Below are 22,962 nucleotides of genomic sequence, written 5' to 3' on the forward strand. Positions count from 1 at the left end.
GACTCTAACGTGACTGGCAATTACCGACTAACGCCGAAGAGCCGCAAGATGCCGCCTAAAGGACATGCCAACAGCGTTCGCCGCAGCGTTCCCGGGCTACCCAGCCTGCCGCGCCCGGTGTATGGACGCACCGAATCGCTGCCCAACCGCGCCCTCACCCGCCGTCACAGTCATCCGTGGGTGCAGTTGTCCTACGCGATTCAGGGCGTGCTCGAAGTGCAGACCAGCGTCGGCCGTTTCGTCGCGCCGCCGGAGCGTGCGGTGTGGATTCCGGCCGGCGAGCCGCACCGGGTGTTCAGCGCACCGCATACGGAAATGCGCAGCCTGTACATCGATAGCAGCGTCACCGGTTGGGCGGCTGAGCATTGCCATGTGCTCGGCGTCAGCGCGCTGCTCAGGGAATTGATTCGCGCCTTCAGTCAGGTCCCGGTGGAATACGACGAGAGTGGCCCTGACGGACGCTTGGCCGAGGTGATCCTCGATCAACTCGCCGACGCACCGACCATCGACCTGATGCTGCCGCTGCCGCAAGACCCGCGCCTGAAGCAGATCTATCAGAGCCTGGAGCAACACCCGGAGCAGCAGACCACGCTGAGCCACTGGAGCGAAAAATTCGGTGTCACCGAAAAGACTCTGACGCGCCTGTTTTTGCGCGACACCGGCCTGACCTTCCGCGCCTGGCGCCAGCGCCTGCGCTTGCTTGGTGCCCTGACCCCGCTGGAAAAAGGCGAGCGTGTGACCGATGTTGCGCTGGCTTGTGGATACGACTCGACCTCGGCGTTTATCGCCGCGTTTCGTCAGCAGTTCGGCGAAACGCCGGGAGAGTTTTTCCGCTGATACTTCGTTTTTGCCGAACTGTCAGTCAGAAATAAACGATTTTTCTTTGCTCCAGATCCGTCGCTAGCATGGCCCCGTCTGACTTTGATCGAGAAGAGAAGATGATCCCTGTGGGAGCGAGCCTGCTCGCGAACGCGGTGGGTCAGCAACCTCAACTTCGCTGTTCCATCGCATTCGCGAGCAGGCTCGCTCCCACAGGAGATGTGCTTGCTGCAAATAAAAAGACAGGGGAGCGTGCCATGCCTGCCACGAACATCAACATCGGCGAACCCTGGATGTGGGGTGCCTTCATCATCTTCGTTCTGGCCATGCTGGCCCTGGACCTGTTTGTCTTCGGTGGGCGCAAGGCGCACCGGGTGTCGGTGCGGGAAGCGTCGGCCTGGGTGGTTGCCTGGTGCCTGTTGGCGCTGAGTTTTGCCGGGTTGCTCTGGTGGTATCTGCACGGTGAATTCGGCGGTGAAATCGCCCGGCAGAAAACCTTGGAATTCCTCACCGGCTATCTGATCGAGCAGTCGCTGTCGATCGACAACATGTTCATCTTCGTGATGATCTTCAGCTACTTCGCCGTGCCACCGGAATTGCAACGACGAGTGCTGCTGTACGGCGTGCTCGGCGCGATTGTCATGCGCGCGATCATGATTTTCGCCGGTGTGTGGCTGGTGTCGCAGTTCGAATGGCTGCTGTATGCCTTCGGTGTGTTCCTGATCATCACCGGGATCAAGATGCTGGTGTTCGCTGATCATCAACCGGATCTGGAAAAGAATCCGTTATTGCGCTGGGTGCGCGGGCATATGCGCATCACCAGCGGCTTTCATGGCGAGAAGTTTTTCATCCTGCAGAACGGCGTGCGCTGGGCGACGCCGATGTTTCTGGTGCTGGTGCTGATCGAGGCCAGCGACCTGATGTTCGCGGTCGACAGCATTCCGGCGATCTTCGCCGTGACCACTGACCCGTTCATTGTTTTCACCTCGAACATCTTCGCGATCATGGGCCTGCGCGCGCTGTACTTCCTGCTGGCGGACATGGCTGACCGTTTTCACCTGCTCAAGTATGGCTTGGCGATCGTGCTGGTGTTCATCGGCGGCAAGATGGTGCTGATGCCGTGGTTCCACATGCCGGTGGAATGGTCGCTGGCAATCGTCGGATCGGTGATTCTGGGGTCGGTGTTGTTGAGCCTGGTGACCAGCCGCGAGGCAGAACGCCGCACCGAATGACACAACACAACCCACCTGTGGGAGCAGCCTGCTCGCGAATACGCCGGTTCATTCAACATAGGAGTTGAATGACACACCGCTTTCGCGAGCAGGCTCGCTCCCACATTTGAAGTGCGATGCTCTTATTTATCGGATTTGATACTGGTCCACACCCGAGTGCGCACCCGCTCCATTTTCTGCGGCAACGGTTGCACCACATACAGGGTTTTCAGCGCTTCGCTGGTGGGGGTCAGGTTGGGGTTGTCGGTGATGTCCTTGTTGACCAGCGGCATCGAGTCCTTGTTGGCATTCGGGTAACCGAGGAAATCGCTGATCGGTGCGATCACTTTCGGGTCGAGCAAGTGGTTGAGGAATTCGTGGGCCTCGGCGACGTTCTTCGCGCTCTTCGGAATGGCGAACGTGTCGAACCAGATCGGCGCGCCCTCCTTCGGCAAACGCCAGTCGACCACCACGCCATTGCCCGCCTCTTTGGCGCGATTGCCGAATTGGTAGAAGCTGCCGGAATAACCGATCGCCACGCAGATGTCGCCGTTGGCGATGTCGGTCATGTACTTGGCCGAGTTGAAGTAGGTCACGTACGGGCGAATCTTCATCATCAAGGCCTTGGCCTTTTCATAGTCCGCCGGGTTCTGGCTGTTCGGATCGAGGCCGAGGTAATGCAGGGCCAGCGGCAGGATCTCCGACGGCGAATCGAGCATCGCCACGCCACAGGCCTTGAGCTTTTCCATGTTCTCGGGCTTGAACACCAGATCCCAACTGTCCACCGGCGCGTTGTCGCCCAGGGCGGCCTTGACCTTCGCCGGGTTGAAGCCGATCAGCACGGTGCCGTACATGTATGGCACGCCGTACTGGTTGCCGGGGTCGTTGGCGTCGAGCAATTTGAGCAGGGCCGGATCCTGGTGCTGCCAGTTCGGCAGTTTCGACTTGTCGAGTTTCTGGAACACGCCGGCCTTGATCTGGGTTTCGATGAACTGATTGGACGGCACCACCAGGTCGTAACCGGAGTTGCCGGTGAGCAGTTTCGCTTCCAGGGATTCGTTGGTGTCGAAGGTGTCCCAGGTCACTTTGATCTTGCTTTGCTCGGCGAAGTCCTTGGGCACTGACGGCAGGATGTAATCCGCCCAGTTGTACACCCGCAGTTCGCGCTGCTCGGCCTGGACGGCGCTGGCCAGCAGCGTCAAGCCACACACGGTGGCGCCCAGAATGCGTTTGATCGTGACCATGGTTGTTTCCCCGAATGCGACGTGAGATCGATGGTTTTTATGTTCTGTACACGGCAGTGGCTGTAACGATAGCCAAGGGCAAAAAAGGTCGAGCCTGTTGTTATGGTTTCGATTCTTGCTGACAGCGTAGCGCGATGACAGTAGGCGGCAGGCCAAAAGGGGATCGATATGGCCAATTTGCTTGACCGCCGAGATACGCACACAAAAATGCCCGGCACTGGGCCGGGCATTGCTGTGTTGCCGTTGGGATCAGTCGGTATAGCCGAGCCTGGCCGCCCTGCTCTGCTGCGCCTGACCACGGGTTGCGAGGCAGTAATACAGCGGCACCGTTACCACCAGACCGACCAGCCAGGACAGGTCGGCACCTTCCACCAGATTGGCGTACGGCCCCACGTACAGCGAGGTGTTGGCAAACGGCAGCTGCACGATGATGCCGATGAAATAGGCAATGATCGCGTGCAGGTTGAAGCGCCCGTAAATCCCGCCGTCAGCGCGGAAGATCGAGGCGATGTCGTAGTTACCGCGCTTGATCAGATAGAAATCGATCAGGTTGATCGACGCCCACGGCACCAGCACCAGCAACAACGCGAGAATCAGTCCGATGAATTCGGAAATGAAATCCGCCGAGGCACCGAGGGCGACCACGCAGCATCCGGCCAGGATCACGCTCGAGAGCACCACGCGCACCTTGATGCTCGGCGTCCACTGGCTGGCGAAGGTCTGAATCGAGGTGATGATCGACAACACCGCGCCATACAGATTCAGCGCGTTGTGGCTGATGATGTTGAGCAGAAACAGCACCATCAGAATCGGCCCCAGCCAGCCGGTGGACTGCTTGACCGCTGCCATCGCTTCAGTGCCTTCCGGCGTCGCCAGTACCGCCACCGCGCCAAAACTGAACGACAGAATCGTGCCCAGCGTCGCGCCCAAGTAAGTCGCCCAAAACGGTTTGGCGATACCGATGTCTGCTGGCAGATATCGCGAATAGTCGGAGACGTACGGCGAGAAGCTGATCTGCCAGATGATCCCTAGCGACACCGTCGCCAGCCAGCCTGAGAGATTGAAACTGCCGCGCGTCAGGAAGTCTGCCGGCAAGTCATGGGCGAAGATGTAGATGAACCCCGCGAGCAACGCGCCGCCCATCACCCAGGTGCCGATGCGGTTGAGGGTGTGGATGAAGTTGTAGCCGATCACACCGATCGCGGTAGCGGCCAGCGCGCCGATCAGAATGCTCAGCGGTGCCGGCACTGACGGCGCAATGCCGACGATGGATTTGCCGGCAAGCACGATGTTGGAAATGAAGAAACCAATGTAGATGAGCGCTGCGAAGAACACGATCAGCAGCGCGCCATAGCGGCCGAACTGACCGCGACTCTGGACCATTTGCGGAATGCCCATGCGCGGACCCTGCGCCGAGGCCAGCGCAATCACCACGCCGCCGATCATGTGCCCCAGCGCAATCGCCAGCAGCCCCCAGAACAGATTCAGATGGAACACCTGAACCACCATGGCGCCGGTGACGATGGGCAGTGGCGCGATGTTGGTGCTGAACCAAAGAGTGAACAGATCGCGGGCCTTCCCGTGGCGTTCCGCGAGTGGGACGTAATCGACCGTATGATTCTCGATCAACGGATCTTGCCGGGACATCTGGGACATATGCATGAACTCGAGTTTGTCTGTTTTTATCTTTGTATGAAGCCAAACCGGGAGGACTCTTGGGTCGCCCCTCAGATGCAGACCATATTATGGTATTCCAAACTTTGCACAAGACTGATCCGCTGATTCTGTCGCTGTCTGATCCGCTATCCTCGCTGATCCCGCCCCTGCACGGCTAGCTGAACTCCCCGTAAACATTGAGTTTCCGACGAAAGTGGCGCGTTTATCGGTTCACCAGAAAAGCTCTTGCAAGATATGTATTACGGTATACCATCAGACCTACAAACCATAAAAACCGCGTCACACCACCCGAGGACCACCCAATGATCGATGCTGCCATTTACAAACAAGTCATGGGCTCGTTCCCGTCCGGCGTCACCGTCATCACCACGCTGGACGACGACGGCCAGATCGTCGGCCTGACCGCCAGCGCGTTCAGCTCACTGTCGATGGACCCGGCGCTGGTGCTGTTCTGCCCCAACTACAGCTCCGACTCCTATCCCGTGCTGATCAAGAACAAACGCTTTGCGATTCACCTGTTGTCCAGCGTGCAGCAAAGCGAGGCCTATGCCTTCGCGCGCAAAGGCAAGGACAAGGCGCAGGGTATCGAGTGGACGTTGAGCGAACTGGGCAACCCGATCCTCGCCAATGCGACGGCGGTGATCGAGTGCGAGTTGTGGCGTGAATACGAAGGTGGCGACCACGCGATCATGGTCGGCGCGGTGAAGAACCTGATCGTCCCCGAGCAGGTCGCCGGACCGCTGGTGTATTGCCACGGCAAGATGGGTGCGTTGCCGGTTGTGGCGTGATTTCACCAGATCTTGGATATCCCATGTGGGAGCGAGCCTGCTCGCGAATGCGATGGGTCAGTTGTTACATTTTTGACTGACCCGACGCCTTCGCGAGCAGGCTCGCTCCCACAGGTTTTGGTGTTGCCTGGGCGACCGTGTCAGGTCCTAAACCGGCTCACCAGCTGATTCAACGTCTGCGACAACGCCGTCAGGTTCTGCGCATCCTGGCGAGTTGAATCCGCCAGGCTCGCCACCAACTGCGCATCGCCATGAATCTGGCTGATGTGCCGATTGATGTCTTCCGCCACTTGATGCTGTTCCTCCGCCGCTGTGGCGATCTGCGTGTTCATGTCGCGGATCACGTCGACCGATTCACGAATCAATTCAAAACTCGCCCGCGCCTCGTTGATCGACACCACGGTTTCCTGCGATACCTCGAGGCTGGCGTGCATCTGCTTGCCCATCTGATGGGTGCGCCGCGCCAGATTGCCGAGCAATGCGTCAATCTCACCGGTGGAGTCGGAAGTGCGTTTGGCCAGCGCGCGAACTTCATCAGCGACCACGGCAAAGCCCCTGCCCTGTTCACCGGCGCGCGCGGCTTCGATGGCGGCGTTGAGCGCGAGCAGATTGGTCTGCTCGGCAATCGAACGGATCGTGCCGAGGATCGACTGAATGTCGTTGCTGTCCTGTTCCAGTTGCTGCATCGACTCGGCACTGTGGCCGATCTCCTGGCTCAAGCGCCCGACGTTGCTCACCGCCGCATCGATCTGCTGCTGCCCGGTGTGTGCCTGACGCTGACCGTTGTCTGCTGAATCGGCCGCTTGGCTGCACGAGCGTGCGACCTCGTTGGAAGTGGCGACCATTTCGTGAAACGCCGTAGAAACCATGTCCACCGCCTCACGCTGACGCGAAGCCACGTCGGCCATTTCCGCCGAGACCTCGGTGGCGCTGCCGGAGCTGCTGTGAATCTGCCCGGCTGCCTGGCCGATGCGTTGAATCAACGTGCGAATCGCTTCCAGAAACTGGTTGAACCAGCCCGCCAGTTGCGCGGTTTCATCCTGCCCACGGACTTCCAGTCGCGCAGTCAGATCGCCCTCGCCTTGTGCAATGCCTTCGAGTCCGCTGGCGACACCACGAATCGGCTTGACCATCAGTCCGGCAAACCACGCGCCGGCCATCGCGAACAACAATGCGCAAACCACAGCGATAGCGCCGATCAGCCAGGTCAAACGCGTCGCCCCGGCCATAACTTCGCTGGCCTTCACCAGCCCGACAAACCGCCAGCCCAACGCCTGCGACGGCCAGACCAGCGCCATGTAATCCTCGCCGGCCAATTGCACCTCGACCAGGCCTTTGCCCGCCTCGGCCAGTTGCTGATAACCGTCGCCGAGATCGCTGAGTTTCTTGAAGTTGTGCGCCGGATCACTCGGGTCGACCAGCACGGTGTTGTTGGCTTCCATCAGCATCAGATAACCGCTCTCACCGAGGCGGATCTGCTTGACCAGGTCGGTCAATTGCTTGAGCGACACATCGATGTTGACCACGCCGGCATTGCTGCCCAACTGGTTGTTGAAGCTGCGCACAGTGCTCACCAGCACCACGTCATCCGCCGCCCAGTAATAGGCCTCGGTGCGCAGGGTTTTGCCGGGATTGGCCATCGCGGTTTTGTACCAGGGCCGGGTGCGCGGATCGTAGTTCGCCAACTTCGCATCGCCCGGCCAGAACAGATAACCACCCTGCTCGGTGCCGACAGATAGATAGGTGTAAGCCGGGTGCGCCTTGGCCAGACCGTCGAACAGCTTGAACAGCTGTTGATCCTGCGGCCCCAGAGGCACTTGCGCGGCGTCGCTGCTCAGGTAGCGTTTGAGGCTGGTGTCGATGCTCTGCAGTTGCGGATGCTCGGCCAGGTAAGCAACGTTCTGGCTGATGCCCTCGAAAAACAGCTGCATCGCGTTTTCCACCTGACGCACTTCGCGCCCGGTGCTGTCGGTAAAGGTGTCGCGCGCGCCATCGCGGACATTGAGGATGATCAGCGCTGCCACCAGTAACACCGGCAGGCTGGCGATTACCGCAAACGCCAAAGTCAGTTTTTGTTTTATGTTCATTGCTTGCGCCTTCCTTGTTCGAAGTGTCGGTCAGAAATATTTTGCGGATAATCCGTATTATGGTATACCAATATTCAATCAACCGAACAGCCGTCCTCGAAGGCGTGCTTGAATGGTGAGAAGACTCGCGAGCGCGCAGCGTTCACGTCAGTTCGACAGGCCCGCACACGACCGGCCAATTACAAAAGACTCGAGGTAGCGTCATGAAATTTTCCCTGTTCGTACACATGGAACGCTGGGACGAAAGCGTCAGCCACCGCCAACTGTTCGAAGACCTGACCGAACTGACCCTGATGGCCGAGGCTGGGGGTTTCAGCACCGTGTGGATCGGCGAACACCACGCCATGGAATACACCATCTCCCCAAGCCCGATGCCGCTGCTGGCCTACCTCGCGGCGAAAACCACCACCATCCACCTCGGCGCCGGCACCATCATCGCGCCGTTCTGGCACCCGCTGCGCGTCGCCGGCGAATGCGCCCTGCTCGACGTGATCAGCAACGGCCGCATGGAAGTCGGTCTGGCGCGCGGCGCCTATCAAGTCGAATTCGACCGCATGGCCGGCGGCATGCCCGCCTCCAGCGGCGGCCAGGCCCTGCGCGAAATGGTCCCGGTGGTCCGCGCCCTGTGGCAAGGCGACTACGCCCACGACGGCGACATCTGGAAATTCCCCACCTCCACCAGCGTGCCGAAACCGATCCAGAAGCCAAACCCGCCAATGTGGATCGCCGCCCGCGACCCCGACTCGCACAACTTCGCCGTGGCCAACGGCTGCAACGTCATGGTCACGCCATTGATGAAAGGCGACGAAGAAGTCCTCGACCTGAAGAACAAATTCCAGACTGCACTGGACAACAACCCAGACGTACCGCGCCCACAATTGATGGTGCTGCGCCACACCCACGTGCACACCGCTGATGACCCGGACGGCTGGCAAGTTGGCGCCAAAGCCATCTCACGTTTCTACCGCACGTTCGATGCCTGGTTCGGCAACAAGCAAACCCCGGTCAATGGCTTCCTCGCGCCGAGTCCTGAAGAGAAGTTTGCCGGGCGTCCTGAGTTTGAACTGGAGAGCCTGCACAAGACCGCAATGATCGGCACGCCGGAAGAGATCATTCCGCGGATCAAGTATTACCAGGAATTGGGGGTGGATGAGTTTAGTTTCTGGTGCGACAACAGCTTGCCGCATGAAGAGAAGAAGAAGTCGCTGGAGTTGTTTATCAAGCATGTGGTGCCGGCGTTTCGTTGATTACTCGGCGGACGGTCTCTGACCCACTAAAAGGCCCCGGACTTGTCCGGGGCTTTAGTTTTTAGAGATCACGGGAATGCGCTGGCCCGGCTGGGTGACATCGTAAACACGCTGCTCGCAACCCCGCCCAACAAACTGAAACTCCACCAGGTAGACCTTGCTTCGCTCCGGCGTAAAGGTACTGCTCAGCGGCCCGCAGCTATAAGTGTTGCCGGTGCCCATGCCGTTGGAACGCCCCGACACTTCGAAGGGTTCGTCGGCATTGGCTTGCGCTTCCAACTGAGGGAAGTGCTTGAACGTGGCGCTATTGGCCGCTTCGTTAAGCTTGGCGATCCAGCCGAATACCTTACCCCGCTCGGAATCGACCACAGTACCCATCACTTCCATTCGCCGATCAGGATCTGTAGCACGGCGAACCGAGCACTCGACAGGATATGTGTAGCCTGTCGATTTCATGATGACTTTGGCGTGTTGTGCATCTGGCGTTGCCGTTCTTTGCTGAAGTTGGACACCATCCTTCAATAGACTGGGGGAAGAGTCTCTGACGTTGGAATGGCAGCCTGCCATCAGGACAATAAAAAGCAGCAAAAGTCCGGCTTTAATCAACTCTTTCTTACCTTTTCAAAGAGTAGCGGCCAGATTCTTCGAGTTCAACAAACCTGCATCGCTACAACTACCACAAAACATCTACAACTCTTCAATACTTTCAATTACGCCAACCACTGCCCCCCGAGGCAGCAACGCCTCATGGACAAGGTTGCCAAAGTCCTTACTCCAGACCAGTCTGTCTGCATGCGCTGTTTTTTGAAAAAAAATAAACAGACCGGCGTCTCCCAAAAAGGTGCACGTTATATCTTGCACGCCTTCTAAAATGGCGGACTCTCCTTTGAAGAAATAACGATGCGCGGAAGCAAATAATTCTTTTGCAGAAATCGCCGAATCGCCCTCCTCTACATTTTCGAACTCCATTTTTGCGTAGAAGTTCACGGCAGTTTTAAGCTCGACTACATCCACCACATCAAGGAGCCTTTCCCCACAAACAAACAACGAAAACAAGCCATTTGCCCAGAAACAACTTGAATCATTCCAATCCCTCACGACATCAAACTGAATTGAGAATATAAAAGGATCACCGTAAATCACTTCAATCTTACTCCTAGCGTTTTTTGCACCGCCGCCGGTATATAACTAGCCGACAATTGGTTGCCGGCGTCACCCGTACTACCGTTCCAGTGAAACCCACCATTCGTCCCTTCAAATCGGTGGACGTTGCCAATTTGAAAACGGGGGACAGACCACGTTTTACTCCTCCATGTCGCATAGGGTATGGTCCTTGTTCTGCGCGGCCAGCAGGTTCAGGTCATTGCCGGTGTAGACGTCGTTGCCTGCGCAGATCTTACCCGCGATCAAAGTGATGTCACGGCCCGAGCTGGGTTTTACGTCGCCGCCAGCGATTAATTCAACAGCTTTTTAAACGGTGTGGTTGTACTGCTCATGGAGGCGTTTCTTGCCGTCCTCGCTATGGGTTTCGACGTTGTGCTTATCACCGGCCGAGGACATGTTGATGTCGCGCTTGGCCTCGGCGGTAAGGTTGCCGGTAGCTTCGGCGATGGCGACGACGCTGATGTCGCGACCGGCATCGAGCTTCAGGTCACCATCGCGTTATACGCTCGACGCGAATTGAAAGGTGATCTGTCCCCGTTTATCTCCAGGACAATGTTGCCTATGGAAATCATCTGGGTCTGTCGCAGGGTTTCGTCGGTGTTGCCCCAGACCTTTGGCCGAGACCCACGCGGCGTTGTTATTGGTTTTGGTGTGACTCTCGTCATGCAGATCCTCCACCCCTTCGAAGGTGATGGCGCCGCCGCTATCGAGGACGAAGCCCTTGTCGCTGTCGAGTTTGGCCACCGGTAATGCTGGTCGCCCTAGCTGATCAGCGACAGGTTGCCACCGGTCTCGATTTCGCTGCCGACCATTCCCGAAAGAAGCCACACACCGCACTTCTAGATACGCTGAGCTTTCGACTGCCGAACCTGCCAACTCTTTAGTCAGAGGTAGATTCCAGCTCTTTCAAGCTCGCAGAAAAAAAACCTCATACCTTCTCGTATATTATCTGTGTCCTTTCTTAGAACCACGTTACTTTGCGAAGAGGCATTTAGAACAAAAGTATAAATATCGGACTTCCTTTCACCGTCGATTTTAAATATAAAGAATCCTTCGCATTTTTTTGCTACCAGCTCCATAATCTGAATGAAATCATCCAGATGCACACTATTCATATCTAAAAACCCAAAACGAGCAGCATATTTATCAGAAGGATCACAAGACATCAATCCAGACCTCTCAATGCGTTAGAAATATCTTTAACATCTGTTAATTTCCCTGTAGCAACCTTATCTACGACATTCCATATCACCTGCTTTGGCGGACCATCGACACCGTTTCTTATAATTAGCCGCTCCACAACCTCAACAGCCGTTCGTTTATTCCCATTATCAAACAGATGCCCCCCCTGCGATATCTCTTATAATTGAACCAGCCTTATTAAAGAATCCATCATAATTGCTGGCGTTTGCAATAGCCGTATCCACGCTTCGAAACGATATTGAACCATCAAATTTTGAATTGATGGCGTTTATTTCACCCGCGCTTAGTCCAAATTTGAAACCACCAAGTCCTGCTCCCGATGGAATGCTAGGTGACGAGAGTAGGCCTGGTGTCGAACCTAAGCCGGGAAGAGCTACGTCGTCTACGGCTCCGATATCCGCCGCACCTTTTGCACCAACCAGAACCTCCTCGGTTTTGCCAACCAATTTGCTCCCAGCCCCGATCCCTCCAGTCAGAATCGTCCCAGCGATTTCCGCATGATCACCCAGCATCGTTTTATGGTGAGAGTTCAGCTCGTCCGTGTGGTTCGAGTCTTGGAAGTCCTGAACAATCGCTCGCTCTTCAGCACTTAACCCGCCATTTGCATCGTAGTTTTCAAGCGCCAGGGTCCCTCCTTCAGCGGCGTTCGTCTGACCATTACACTGATCGAAACCCTCGCACTTGAACAGTTCGGATCCACTGGTTTTCGCGCTCAGTTTCGCATAGGTATCCTTCACTTTCTCTCGACAGGCTGCTGGATTTTCGCTAGCTCTACAGCCCTTCAACTCTGTGACGAGATCGTCTACTTGCTGATGATTCAGGAAGTTGTACTGTGTCGCGTTGTTGGCAACCCAAGAAGCGTTTTCCAATGACTCTTGATCAGTATTGCCCAGCGCAGTTGCGGAGAGCACCCCCACTATCTGCGACCCCATGAGCAACAACTCGGGATTGCCCTTGAACCATTTGTTCATCTCACCAACAAGCGCTTCATTCGCACCAGCCGCCAACGCGCCTGTCGCAAAATCCCCACCGGTCATCTCCGACAACAGCCCACCCACCGCCGCATGAATGATGATTTTGCCCGCTGAGCCATCATCCAGAACGCCCTGCGTGAGATCGCCCACCATGTTGAAGCTGAACGCCGCGACGGTATTGAACAGAGCCGTCTTCAGAACGTCACCGGCACTTGCATCGCCGCCGACTGCCTTGGTGATCAGCGCGGAAGTGCCACCCTGGATGATTTGGCTTCCAGCAAATCTGCCGACGTCCTCCCACGTGGCTAACGACGGGCCGAGCAGCTTTCCGGTATTCGGATCGTATTTCATACCCGTCAGCTGGTTCAGGTATTCGGCCATCAATCCGGCTGTCACTCCGGAAATCACATAGCCCTTCAGTGCATCGGATGAAGTAACGTCCGCGAAAACCGCTCCAAGGTTTCCTCCGTTATTGATAAAACTGGTCGTGGCATTTGTGGCTGCACCTGTTGCCACAGCGGCGAGGCCTGCGGCCCAGGCTGTGCCCATGCTCGCGCTTAGCGAAGCGAACGCAGCAGGCCCGACAAAGGCAGCCATCACGATCGCAATAATCATCTGCGAAGCCGGGCCAAGCCCCGAGTTGCTGTATTTAAACGACTCGTGAATCTCCTTCACGCGCCGCCAATCAACATCTCCCCGAGCCTCCGCATCCTTCAACCACGCCAGTTGCGGATCAGCCTTGACCATCGCATCAATGGTCTGGCTGACGGACTCCTGACTCACATCCTTGATGTCAATTTTCAGCCCATCGACCGCTTTCAGGACGATGTTGCCCTTGGCGATCATCTGCGTCTGGCGCAGGGTTTCGTCGGTGTTGCCGCGACCCTTGGCCGAGACCCATGCGGCGTTGTTGTTGGTTTTGGTATGGCTCTCGTCATGCAGATCCTTCACCCCTTCGAAGGTGATGGCGCCGCCGCTGTCGAGGAGGATGTCCTTGCCGCTGTCGAGTTTGGCCACCTGGTAATGCTGGTCGCCCAGGCTGACCAGAGACAGGTTGCCGCCGGTCTTGATTTCGCTGCCGACGTGGGTGACCTGGGTGACTTCGTCGCGCTGGAGTTTCAGGTTGCCGAAACCGCCCTTCTCCTTCATGTCGTAGAGCGTGTGGTCCTTGTTCTGCGCGGCCAGCAAATTGAGGTCGTTACGGGCGTAGACGTAGGCTTCATTGCCTGCGCTGATTTTGCTCGCGACCAGTGTGGTGTCACGGCCGGAACTGGTTTTTACGTCGCCGCCGGCGATGAACTCAGCTGCTTTCTGAACAGTGTGGTCATCCTGTTCATGGACGCGTTTCTTGCCGTCCTTGCTATGGGTTTCGACGTTGTATTCATCTCCGGCCGAGGACAAATAGATGTTGCGACGGCATCGAGCTGCAGGTCACCGCCGCTTTTACGCTCGACGCGAATTTGAAGGTGGCCTGTCCCCGTTTGTCTCTCGAAAGGTGGTCTGTCCCCATTTATCCGGTCCCCATTTATCCGCTTTTCTTTCAATCGTCGGGAATCTCGATATGAAACGAATCTGCATCAATTTTCAAAGACATCCATCCTGGCCCAGGCAAAACGTTTATTTCACCCTCAAGAAAATACTCACTTGCCGACTTATCGACTTTAGGCCCACTAATAAACTCCTCGACAAACTCATTACCTGAGGAACTCTTTCGATCGAGAGAATATTCATAGATAACTTTTCTCAACACACTCACACCCGAAAAGACCAGCCAGCAGTCACCCACATATTCATGCATTGCGTGCAAACCTTCACTCTTGCTCTCGTATCTGACCCATTCACCACCCTCGCTTCGAGCGTGTAACAAACCATTTACAAGACTCCATTCAACATACTCCACATCTCTAGCGGGATCGTAAATGTAATGAACAGGAAAAATACTTTCGCCCTTAGGACACTCATCTTCATCACACTGTACGATCCGAGCGCCATCCGCCGCTGTTACCAACTTCGTCTTTTTCAAGGCTAGGCCTCTTTCGACATAAAGGCGAACTACTCCATTTTCGAGCTCAAAGCCTCCATATACGCAGTCAAATGTGACGAGGGAATCAAACATCGCTGAAACTATCATTTTATTTTCTCTAGAACGATGGTTTTCATACTATGGAGATCAGTAATCTTACTACCGTCTGTGCGTAGGAACGTGTGCCCCGAGAATCGAGCATCTAGACCTCCATCCTGGATAACCCTGACGCCAACCGACTCAAGATCGGCTGCACTTGGTAGTTTTCCATACGGATTTGCCGAGTTAGTGTTTATGAATATTTTCCCACCGGGCTCAACCACCCGTGTCGCCTCAGGCAAAAAGTCCATCATGGAGAAAGTGCCCCCTGCACCTTTAGGTATGAATGGGTTACTGGCCACGATTTCTCGCACGGAGTTATCTCTGAGAGGTAAGTTCCTGGCGTCGGCACGGACGCCTGATTCGATACTGCCACTAATATCAATATTAAGCGCACCTGGAGTTTGAGCGCTCTTACCTCCAAATAGCTCAATAGTTGGTTTAGGTTGATCAATTGGAGCAACCCATTTGCCACCGACCCACTCGACAGCTTTCCCACCAATGTGAGCAGTCAAGAGTCCGGTAACAGCGTCAAAAGCCATACCACCCAATTCCTGGGCGGAGGCAGTCGCTACTTTATCAAATTCTTTTTCCAGCGTATGCGACGGGATCGGACTGGTAATCCAATCCTTAAACCCCAGAGCTAGCCCGCCAATACCGTTTGCGATTGCACCAATCGTGTCAAAAGGTGATGAGACGGCATTCCAGAAGGATTCCGCTGTTTTGACTGCTCCACCTGGCCATGCAGCAACTATTTCACGAACGCTAGTACCCCCTTCTCTGGCCAGAAATCCCGGATCCAGCGAAGGAGGGTAAACAGTCGTAAGCTCTTTTGGGTCAATGCCTGCAAAATAATTGGCCTTGGCGGCATTGTATTGCTCAAGCGTCCATCCTTCTTGTAGTGCTTGTAGCTGAATCTTGCGCCCGAACTCCTCCATATCACGTTGTCTTTCGGCATCCAATGCCGCTGTTGCCCGGGTGATATTGTCCCGGCACCCTTGAGCGCCCTCTCCCGAACCACAAGCTGCTCGAGCTCTGTCCGCCGCGACAACGTCTCTATGTAACAGCCAGTTGTACTGAGTGGCATTCTTCGCAATATTTGCACCCTGCTGCAGATCACCATCCACCGCTGCGGCAGCAACGAGCCCGGTTAGCTGCGACATCATCAAGTGCAACTGATCATTGCCACCAGCGAACTTCACAAGGACATTCATCGCCGCTTCGTTCAACCCGGCAGCCGCCGCACCAGTAGCAAAATCCCCACCCATCGCCTCGGAAAGCAAGCCCCCCATCAGCGCATGCGCGACAACTTTTACTACGCCACCTTCCGGGAACTTGATCGTTTGATCGCCAACAAAATTGAACCCGGTCGCCATCGCGACACTGCCCGCTTCTCCCAGCAACGCGGAACCAAAGTTGTCACCAAAGCTACCGCCACCAATGGTGGTAGAGATGCCACTGGAAATGACCGCGCGACCCGCAGTTCGGATCGCTACGTCGGTAAAATTACTGCTGGTCAGAATACTTGCGGCTTTGCTGCCCCCCGCTGCAAACCAATTGGCATCGGCATAATCAAGCATGCCTGCGGTGAAGCCAGCGATAGCTGCGTTCTTGAGACTGTCGGCGCTGAATGTTTCCTTGAAAGCAGCGCCGAGGTTCCCTTTGTTGCTGATCGTGCTTGTCACGCCCGTCGTAGCGAGGGTTGTGGCGAATGCGCCGCCGAAGCCACCGCCGACCAAGCCCAGTCCTGCCGGCCCCATCACAAAAGACATCATGATGGCGATGGCAATTTGCGCCGCTGGCCCGACGCCCGAATTCTCGTATTTAAACGACTCGTGAATCTCCTTCACGCGCCGCCAATCAACATCTCCCCGAGCCTCCGCATCCTTCAACCACGCCAGTTGCGGATCAGCCTTGACCATCGCATCAATGGTCTGGCTGACGGACTCCTGACTCACATCCTTGATATCAATCTTCAGCCCATCGACCGCTTTCAGGACGATGTTGCCCTTGGCAATCATCTGCGTCTGGCGCAGGGTTTCGTCGGTGTTGCCGCGACCCTTGGCCGAGACCCATGCGGCGTTGTTGTTGGTTTTGGTATGGCTCTCGTCATGCAGATCCTTCACCCCTTCGAAGGTGATGGCGCCGCCGCTGTCGAGGAGGATGTCCTTGCCGCTGTCGAGTTTGGCCACCTGGTAATGCTGGTCGCCCAGGCTGACCAGAGACAGGTTGCCGCCGGTCTTGATTTCGCTGCCGACGTGGGTGACCTGGGTGACTTCGTCGCGCTGGAGTTTCAGGTTGCCGAAACCGCCCTTCTCCTTCATGTCGTAGAGCGTGTGGTCCTTGTTCTGCGCGGCCAGCAGATTGAGGTCGTTACCGGCGTAGACGTAGGCTTCATTGCCTGCGCTGATTTTGCTCGCGACCAGTGTGGTGTCACGCCCGGAACTGGTTTTTACGTCGCCGCCGGCGATGAACTCGGCGGCTTTCTGAACAGTGTGGTCGTCCTGTTCATGGACACGTTTCTTGCCGTCCTTGCTATGGGTTTCGACGTTGTATTCATCTCCGGCCGAGGACAAATAGATGTTGCGACGGCATCGAGCTGCAGGTCACCGCCGCTTTTACGCTCGACGCGAATTTGAAGGTGGCCTGTCCCCGTTTGTCTCTCGAAAGGTGGTCTTTCCCCATTTATCCGGTCCCCATTTATCCGCTTTTCTTTCAATCGTCGGGAATCTCGATATGAAACGAATCTGCATCAATTTTCAAAGACATCCATCCTGGCCCAGGCAAAACGTTTATTTCACCCTCAAGAAAATACTCACTTGCAGACTTATCGACTTTAGGCCCACTAATAAACTCCTCGACAAACTCATTACCTGAGGAACTCTTTCGATCGAGAGAATATTCATAGATAACTTTTCTCAACACACTCACACCCGAAAAGACCAGCCAGCAGTCACCCACATATTCATGCATTGCGTGCAAACCTTCACTCTTGCTATCGTATTTGACCCATTCACCACCCTCGCTTCGAGCGTGTAACAAACCATTTACAAGACTCCATTCAACATACTCCACATCTCTAGCGGGATCGTAAATATAATGAACAGGAAAAATACTTTCGCCCTTAGGACACTCATCTTCATCACACTGTACGATCCGAGCGCCATCCGCCGCTGTTACCAACTTCGTTTTTTTCAAGGCTAGGCCTCTTTCGACATAAAGGCGAACTACTCCATTTTCGAGCTCAAAGCCTCCATATACGCAGTCAAATGTGACGAGGGAATCAAACATCGCTGAAACTATCATTTGTCTCCTGTCAGTCCAGACTGAATTAAACCTGAGTACCGTCTGGTAAATTTTTAATCTTATCGGCTATATCGGCTCTGAGCCGCATGCCTTCTACAGCATCGGCAACATATAAATTATCCAAGGAAAAATCACCACCCATTACAAAAGGCACTTTGGGCAGCAAACGCATCCCAGCACGAACTGGACCATTGCGCTTTTGCCACTGATGAGCCAACGGATAGCCTGTCAATACTTCATAGTCGTGCAGAACTACTTCAGCCCAGCTTTCAACATCCGCAGCCAAGTACTCTAACGAGCCAGTTTCCGGATCAAAAATGTAGATACTGCCATCCTTGATACAGAACTGCCCACCAAAGATATCTTCAGCAAAAAAGACACCATTATCGGCTAGACCTTTGTAGCTAGTGCGCCACAGGTCAGCATGATTCCAATCAGATATGCCCATTTCACTTTGGCTGGAGTTGCTTGGAAAAATATGCAGCGCGCCTTCAAAAGCATAGAAGCCATTGCGCTGACGCAGCACATTAAAAAGTTGTTCCGCCGAAGTCCCTGCCATGTTGCGTATTGGCCCAGACAGTTCTGGTTCACGCTCACTCAAGGACGAACTTGCAATCGATAACAACTTATCCAAATTATTCACAATCTAATCTATCACCTCTATTCTAACCTTCGTCCCGTTAGGCAACTCTCTGCATTGAGCGCCAATACAAGCGCCTGGTCAACGTGTCAGGCTTTCCTGCCCCGATGGCATCTTCAATATGTTGCGCCGACTCGGGGAAACGGGGACAGATCACGTTTTGGAATGCGTTTTAAACATGGTCTGTCCCCGTTTATCTGGGTGCTAGGCCGGTGTCAGATCACATCTAGGCCTCTACAATTAACAAGAGACATTCAAACCACAAGCAGAGATAAAATCACGTATCGGTATATCAAGAACGCTACTTTCTCCAGCGGAGAGTACATCTTGCAATGTGACGATGCCTTTTTCAAAGTCTAAAGAAACGTCAAAGCAATTAAACTCGAACGCCCTGAACAGAATGCTCTCTGAGCAAACCCGCTCATCAAAGGCGTTTTTCAAAATAGAGCGAACGCTGTCGTCCAACTCTTGGGCCACAAATCGTTCTATTATCGTGCCGCCACTGCTCATAACCATTCCTAACCAGTACGAGAACGCAGTCTGGATCACACCATCCCGAACATTTATTTTGATTGTCGAGATCGGAGCGCATCAGACGTTTGTTCCAATCACCTTACTTGGGAAAACGGCGGACAGACACGTTTTACTCCTTCATGTCGTAGAGGGTGCGGCCCTTGTTTTGCGCGGCCAGCAGGTTCAGATCATTACCGGCGTAGACGTAGGCTTCGTTGCCTGTGCAGATCTTCCCCGCGACCAGTGTGGTGTCGAGGTCCGGGCTGGTATTTGCGTCGCCGCTGGCGATGAATCAGCAGCTTCCTGAAAAGAGTGGTCGTCCTCTTCATGGACGCGTTTCTTGCCGTGCCTGCTGTGGATTTCGACGTTGTGTTCATCACCGGCCGAGACAGGGAGATATCGCGCTTGGCCTCGGCGGTAAGGTTGCCGGTAGCTTCGGCGATGGCGACAACGTTGATGTCGCGACCGGCATTGAGCTTCAGGTCGCCACCGCTTTTACGCTGGACGAGAATTGAAAGGTGGTCTGTCCCCGTTTATCTCCTCCATTTGTTGTGAATAACGCTTTTCTAATCTTTCAGCAGACCTTTGAACTCCATCGCGTTCATCTGGAAAGTAAGCAGAATAAACATCAGCTGCAATTTTCATCAGAGAAACGTAGTCAGCCACAGGTATGCTAGAAGTTAACGCTTCCCCCAAGAAGAAACTTACCTCATTGAATTCTTCTGGATCGTCCCAATCCTGATCAAGCGAGTAAAAAAAACCTTCAGCCACTGAGAACCCATGTCCCTGCGAAGCGTCGTAGATAAACGCAGGAAAATTAGTCCTCCCTCTTACGATAGAAGCCTCAATTAACTCGTAAAGACCCTCATAATCTGCGTCAGTTGAAGAAAATGATTCCTTGAGAACCTCTAACCAAACCAAATCAGCCATTATTTCGTCCTCGGCGGCATAGTAATAAATGAGTTTGTTATATCTCCAGTTTTGCTATCACGCGTCACTTGAAAGTAATAACCATCAACTTTGATACTGGCCTCCCTCATGGCTGGATTAGCTCTGAACAAAGAGCCAGCTTCGACTGCCGCCCTGCTCGACATATCAGCCACCTTGATATCTGACAGAATTTTCGAATCATAAGTTGTTTTGGTGGATTTGGACTTGTATCCACCGACCAACTCGCCCCGAGTGTTAGTTTTAGGCAACTGATAACTATACTCCACAAGGCCAGGATAACGGACATCCGTAGTTTTATTGGAGATTTTTGCCCCAGTTTTTTCAACCGACTCCAAGAAGGCATCGCTGTTATGAGCACCAGAAATCGTCCCCGCCTTACTATTACGCACGCCAATCTGGGTGTTATGACTAAGAACTTTCTCGCCAAAATCTTTCAAAAATGTAGAGGTTGCCTGACCTCCAACGGTGGCTGCCCCCTCTGAACCTATCGCTGCCGGCCTAACGACTGCCGCAATCTGCTCAGCCGTTAGCTTAGCCCCAGTTTTCGCTTCGATCTCCATCAAACCGCGGAGATCACTCAGTTCCTTGGCTGCGGCCCCACCTGCTGTGGCCCCTAACCCCACGGGAAGTGCCTCCGACATTCCTGCCTCAGCGGTCCAGATCGCGACTTCGTTCGCGCACAGCACTGGGTTTGCTGCACAAGTAGCTGCACCTCTCGTGGCCAACTGTCCAAGCAAACCAATCGCTTCCGGCGCAAGAGCAATAATTCCCGCTGCAGCCAACAATTTCACCGCATTAGCCGGATCCCCTTTCGGAAGGTGGTCGAGGACCGCTCGCGTCCTAGCGTTGGTCGAGTCGGCGATATTGCTATGAAGGAATTGATCTGTGATCCCCGAATCGTCATTTTCCCAAAGTTTATTTAATGCAAGAGAGCCTTCATCAATCTCAGCCTTGATCTGCGCGCAATCGCCGGTCGCCCAACAGTTATTGAGCCGCGCCGTGTTATCCGCATCACGCTTGGCAAACTCAGCTCGAACAGCATCACAGTTGTCTTTACACTCCTTAAGCGCTTTCTCGAGGTCTTTTACATCCTGGTGATTCAGGAAGTTGTACTGTGTCGCGTTGTTGGCAACCCAAGAAGCGTTTTCCAATGACTCTTGATCAGTATTGCCCAGCGCAGTTGCGGAGAGCACCCCCACTATCTGCGACCCCATGAGCAACAACTCGGGATTGCCCTTGAACCATTTGTTCATCTCACCAACAAGCGCTTCATTCGCACCAGCCGCCAACGCGCCTGTCGCAAAATCCCCACCGGTCATCTCCGACAACAGCCCACCCACCGCCGCATGAATGATGATTTTGCCCGCTGAGCCATCATCCAGAACGCCCTGCGTGAGATCGCCCACCATGTTGAAGCTGAACGCCGCGACGGTATTGAACAGAGCCGTCTTCAGAACGTCACCGGCACTTGCATCGCCGCCGACTGCCTTGGTGATCAGCGCGGAAGTGCCACCCTGGATGATTTGGCTTCCAGCAAATCTGCCGACGCCCTCCCACGTGGCTAACGACGGGCCGAGCAACTTTCCGGTATTCGGATCGTATTTCATACCCGTCAGCTGGTTCAGGTATTCGGCCATCAATCCGGCTGTCACTCCGGAAATCACATAGCCCTTCAGTGCATCGGATGAAGTAACGTCCGCGAAAACCGCTCCAAGGTTTCCGCCGTTATTGATAAAACTGGTCGTGGCATTTGTGGCTGCACCTGTTGCCACAGCGGCGAGGCCTGCGGCCCAGGCGGTGCCCATGCTCGCGCTTAGCGAAGCGAACGCAGCAGGCCCGACAAAGGCAGCCATCACGATCGCAATAATCATCTGCGAAGCCGGGCCAAGCCCCGAGTTGCTGTATTTAAACGACTCGTGAATCTCCTTCACGCGCCGCCAATCAACATCTCCCCGAGCCTCCGCATCCTTCAACCACGCCAGTTGCGGATCAGCCTTGACCATCGCATCAATGGTCTGGCTGACGGACTCCTGACTCACATCCTTGATGTCAATTTTCAGCCCATCGACCGCTTTCAGGACGATGTTGCCCTTGGCGATCATCTGCGTCTGGCGCAGGGTTTCGTCGGTGTTGCCGCGACCCTTGGCCGAGACCCATGCGGCGTTGTTGTTGGTTTTGGTATGGCTCTCGTCATGCAGATCCTTCACCCCTTCGAAGGTGATGGCGCCGCCGCTGTCGAGGAGGATGTCCTTGCCGCTGTCGAGTTTGGCCACCTGGTAATGCTGGTCGCCCAGGCTGACCAGAGACAGGTTGCCGCCGGTCTTGATTTCGCTGCCGACGTGGGTGACCTGGGTGACTTCGTCGCGCTGGAGTTTCAGGTTGCCGAAACCGCCCTTCTCCTTCATGTCGTAGAGCGTGTGGTCCTTGTTCTGCGCGGCCAGCAAATTGAGGTCGTTACCGGCGTAGACGTAGGCTTCATTGCCTGCGCTGATTTTGCTCGCGACCAGTGTGGTGTCACGGCCGGAACTGGTTTTTACGTCGCCGCCGGCGATGAACTCAGCTGCTTTCTGAACAGTGTGGTCGTCCTGTTCATGGACACGTTTCTTGCCGTCCTTGCTATGGGTTTCGACGTTGTGTTCATCACCGGCCGAGGACATGTTGATGTCGCGCTTGGCCTCCGCAGTGAGTTTGCCGGTGGCTTCGGCGGTGCTGGCGACGACGTTGATGTCGCGACCGGCATCGAGCTTCAGGTCACCATCGCTTTATAAGCTCGACGCGAATTGAAAGGTGGTCTGTCCCCGTTTATCCTTAAACATTGCTCAATGGTTGATCCTCGTGTGCTTTAAGCTCCAGATATTGCAGCCGGCAACCTGCCCTGAATTTGATTCACACCTTATTATCGGCAGCATTCATCAGAATGCGTACAGCTCCTTATAACTGATTATCTGACGCACCGTTCACCTATCCGACACTTCGGTAATATCAAATTGACAAAAAAAGGCAAAAAAGAGGTAGC

The 22,962-nt window shown here is 54.9% G+C and carries 17 protein-coding genes and 3 pseudogenes; 6 read left to right on the top strand and 14 right to left on the bottom strand.

Annotated features, from left to right (window positions below; genetic code table 11):
• Positions 1-48: 48 nt before the first annotated feature.
• Entirely contained in the window at positions 49-837 is a 789-nt protein-coding gene (locus AB9L16_RS14670; RefSeq protein WP_375123774.1) for a helix-turn-helix transcriptional regulator, read from the top strand.
• A gap of 239 nt (positions 838-1,076) precedes the next feature.
• Positions 1,077-2,051: a TerC family protein gene (locus AB9L16_RS14675; protein WP_375122305.1), complete on the top strand. Its 975-nt coding sequence runs from the start codon at positions 1,077-1,079 to the stop codon at positions 2,049-2,051.
• A gap of 122 nt (positions 2,052-2,173) precedes the next feature.
• On the opposite strand, the gene AB9L16_RS14680 is transcribed toward AB9L16_RS14675, so the two are convergent.
• Positions 2,174-3,274 carry a polyamine ABC transporter substrate-binding protein gene (locus AB9L16_RS14680; protein WP_016775035.1) on the bottom strand — a complete coding sequence of 367 codons (1,101 nt, stop codon included), beginning with the start codon at positions 3,272-3,274 and terminating at the stop codon, positions 2,174-2,176.
• Positions 3,275-3,523: 249 nt separating this feature from the next.
• A complete protein-coding gene (locus AB9L16_RS14685; protein ID WP_016775036.1) occupies positions 3,524-4,930 on the bottom strand; it encodes a cytosine permease in 1,407 nt (468 codons plus the stop codon).
• A gap of 323 nt (positions 4,931-5,253) precedes the next feature.
• Here AB9L16_RS14685 and AB9L16_RS14690 point away from each other — a divergent pair, with 323 nt between their 5' ends.
• Complete coding sequence (locus AB9L16_RS14690; RefSeq protein ID WP_016775037.1) at positions 5,254-5,739, top strand: flavin reductase family protein; 486 nt, start codon at positions 5,254-5,256, stop codon at positions 5,737-5,739.
• 140 nt (positions 5,740-5,879) lie between these two features.
• Here AB9L16_RS14690 and AB9L16_RS14695 read toward each other — a convergent pair whose 3' ends face one another.
• On the bottom strand, positions 5,880-6,647 hold the full coding sequence (locus tag AB9L16_RS14695) for a methyl-accepting chemotaxis protein (protein WP_370593578.1): 768 nt from the start codon (positions 6,645-6,647) through the stop codon (positions 5,880-5,882).
• A 138-nt stretch (positions 6,648-6,785) separates the two neighbouring features.
• Positions 6,786-7,826: pseudogene (locus AB9L16_RS14700) on the bottom strand (cache domain-containing protein); the annotation flags it as partial.
• Positions 7,827-8,029: 203 nt separating this feature from the next.
• Between AB9L16_RS14700 and AB9L16_RS14705 the strand changes: the two are divergent.
• On the top strand, positions 8,030-9,073 hold the full coding sequence (locus AB9L16_RS14705; RefSeq protein ID WP_101155121.1) for an LLM class flavin-dependent oxidoreductase: 1,044 nt from the start codon (positions 8,030-8,032) through the stop codon (positions 9,071-9,073).
• 54 nt (positions 9,074-9,127) lie between these two features.
• On the opposite strand, the gene AB9L16_RS14710 is transcribed toward AB9L16_RS14705, so the two are convergent.
• Both AB9L16_RS14710 and AB9L16_RS14715 read right to left on the bottom strand, forming a co-directional pair.
• Entirely contained in the window at positions 9,128-9,640 is a 513-nt protein-coding gene (locus AB9L16_RS14710) for a hypothetical protein (protein ID WP_371857529.1), read from the bottom strand.
• Positions 9,641-9,760: 120 nt separating this feature from the next.
• Entirely contained in the window at positions 9,761-10,216 is a 456-nt protein-coding gene (locus AB9L16_RS14715) for an Imm42 family immunity protein (RefSeq protein WP_159894627.1), read from the bottom strand.
• A 351-nt stretch (positions 10,217-10,567) separates the two neighbouring features.
• On the opposite strand from AB9L16_RS14715, the gene AB9L16_RS14720 reads away from it, so the two are divergent.
• Positions 10,568-10,987: a hypothetical protein gene (locus AB9L16_RS14720; protein WP_095180219.1), complete on the top strand. Its 420-nt coding sequence runs from the start codon at positions 10,568-10,570 to the stop codon at positions 10,985-10,987.
• A 581-nt stretch (positions 10,988-11,568) separates the two neighbouring features.
• On the opposite strand, the pseudogene AB9L16_RS14725 reads toward AB9L16_RS14720, so the two are convergent.
• The 6 genes and pseudogenes from AB9L16_RS14725 to AB9L16_RS14750 form a co-directional block, all read right to left on the bottom strand.
• A pseudogene (locus AB9L16_RS14725) lies at positions 11,569-13,839 on the bottom strand (DUF637 domain-containing protein); the annotation flags it as partial.
• A 115-nt stretch (positions 13,840-13,954) separates the two neighbouring features.
• Positions 13,955-14,437: a hypothetical protein gene (locus AB9L16_RS14730; RefSeq protein ID WP_237143779.1), complete on the bottom strand. Its 483-nt coding sequence runs from the start codon at positions 14,435-14,437 to the stop codon at positions 13,955-13,957.
• Between the two features lie 104 nt (positions 14,438-14,541).
• Entirely contained in the window at positions 14,542-17,112 is a 2,571-nt protein-coding gene (locus tag AB9L16_RS14735) for a DUF637 domain-containing protein (RefSeq protein ID WP_375122306.1), read from the bottom strand.
• Between the two features lie 139 nt (positions 17,113-17,251).
• Complete coding sequence (locus tag AB9L16_RS14740) at positions 17,252-17,827, bottom strand: hypothetical protein (RefSeq protein ID WP_375122307.1); 576 nt, start codon at positions 17,825-17,827, stop codon at positions 17,252-17,254.
• A gap of 40 nt (positions 17,828-17,867) precedes the next feature.
• Positions 17,868-18,485, bottom strand: coding sequence for an SMI1/KNR4 family protein (locus AB9L16_RS14745; RefSeq protein WP_224787207.1), 618 nt, complete (start codon positions 18,483-18,485; stop codon positions 17,868-17,870).
• Between the two features lie 237 nt (positions 18,486-18,722).
• A complete protein-coding gene (locus AB9L16_RS14750; protein WP_016775048.1) occupies positions 18,723-18,992 on the bottom strand; it encodes a hypothetical protein in 270 nt (89 codons plus the stop codon).
• A 218-nt stretch (positions 18,993-19,210) separates the two neighbouring features.
• Between AB9L16_RS14750 and AB9L16_RS14755 the strand changes: the two genes are divergently transcribed.
• Positions 19,211-19,510 (top strand): hypothetical protein, encoded by a 300-nt coding sequence (locus AB9L16_RS14755; protein ID WP_130927882.1) that lies wholly within the window; start codon positions 19,211-19,213, stop codon positions 19,508-19,510.
• Here the strand turns inward: AB9L16_RS14755 and AB9L16_RS14760 are convergent.
• A complete protein-coding gene (locus tag AB9L16_RS14760) occupies positions 19,491-19,925 on the bottom strand; it encodes a hypothetical protein (RefSeq protein WP_016775049.1) in 435 nt (144 codons plus the stop codon). The two genes, AB9L16_RS14755 and AB9L16_RS14760, sit on opposite strands and share 20 nt — an antisense overlap.
• A pseudogene (locus tag AB9L16_RS14765) lies at positions 19,925-22,708 on the bottom strand (DUF637 domain-containing protein); the annotation flags it as partial. The pseudogene AB9L16_RS14765 and the gene AB9L16_RS14760, both read right to left, overlap by 1 nt.
• Positions 22,709-22,962 lie beyond the last annotated feature (254 nt).

Origin of the sequence: Pseudomonas sp. LW8, from assembly GCF_041956865.1 — a bacterium.
GTDB lineage: Bacteria > Pseudomonadota > Gammaproteobacteria > Pseudomonadales > Pseudomonadaceae > Aquipseudomonas > Aquipseudomonas siliginis.

What these genes read in the sequence shown, in the direction of transcription:
- AB9L16_RS14670 (WP_375123774.1), top strand. Translation starts at nt 49, where the DNA reads ATGCCGCCTAAAGGACATGCCAACAGCGTTCGCCGCAGCGTTCCCGGG.
- AB9L16_RS14675 (WP_375122305.1), top strand. Translation starts at nt 1,077, where the DNA reads ATGCCTGCCACGAACATCAACATCGGCGAACCCTGGATGTGGGGTGCC.
- AB9L16_RS14680 (WP_016775035.1), bottom strand. Translation starts at nt 3,274, where the DNA reads ATGGTCACGATCAAACGCATTCTGGGCGCCACCGTGTGTGGCTTGACG.
- AB9L16_RS14685 (WP_016775036.1), bottom strand. Translation starts at nt 4,930, where the DNA reads ATGTCCCAGATGTCCCGGCAAGATCCGTTGATCGAGAATCATACGGTC.
- AB9L16_RS14690 (WP_016775037.1), top strand. Translation starts at nt 5,254, where the DNA reads ATGATCGATGCTGCCATTTACAAACAAGTCATGGGCTCGTTCCCGTCC.
- AB9L16_RS14695 (WP_370593578.1), bottom strand. Translation starts at nt 6,647, where the DNA reads ATGGCCGACGTGGCTTCGCGTCAGCGTGAGGCGGTGGACATGGTTTCT.
- AB9L16_RS14705 (WP_101155121.1), top strand. Translation starts at nt 8,030, where the DNA reads ATGAAATTTTCCCTGTTCGTACACATGGAACGCTGGGACGAAAGCGTC.
- AB9L16_RS14710 (WP_371857529.1), bottom strand. Translation starts at nt 9,640, where the DNA reads ATGGCAGGCTGCCATTCCAACGTCAGAGACTCTTCCCCCAGTCTATTG.
- AB9L16_RS14720 (WP_095180219.1), top strand. Translation starts at nt 10,568, where the DNA reads ATGGAGGCGTTTCTTGCCGTCCTCGCTATGGGTTTCGACGTTGTGCTT.
- AB9L16_RS14740 (WP_375122307.1), bottom strand. Translation starts at nt 17,827, where the DNA reads ATGTTTGATTCCCTCGTCACATTTGACTGCGTATATGGAGGCTTTGAG.
- AB9L16_RS14750 (WP_016775048.1), bottom strand. Translation starts at nt 18,992, where the DNA reads ATGAGCAGTGGCGGCACGATAATAGAACGATTTGTGGCCCAAGAGTTG.
- AB9L16_RS14760 (WP_016775049.1), bottom strand. Translation starts at nt 19,925, where the DNA reads ATGGCTGATTTGGTTTGGTTAGAGGTTCTCAAGGAATCATTTTCTTCA.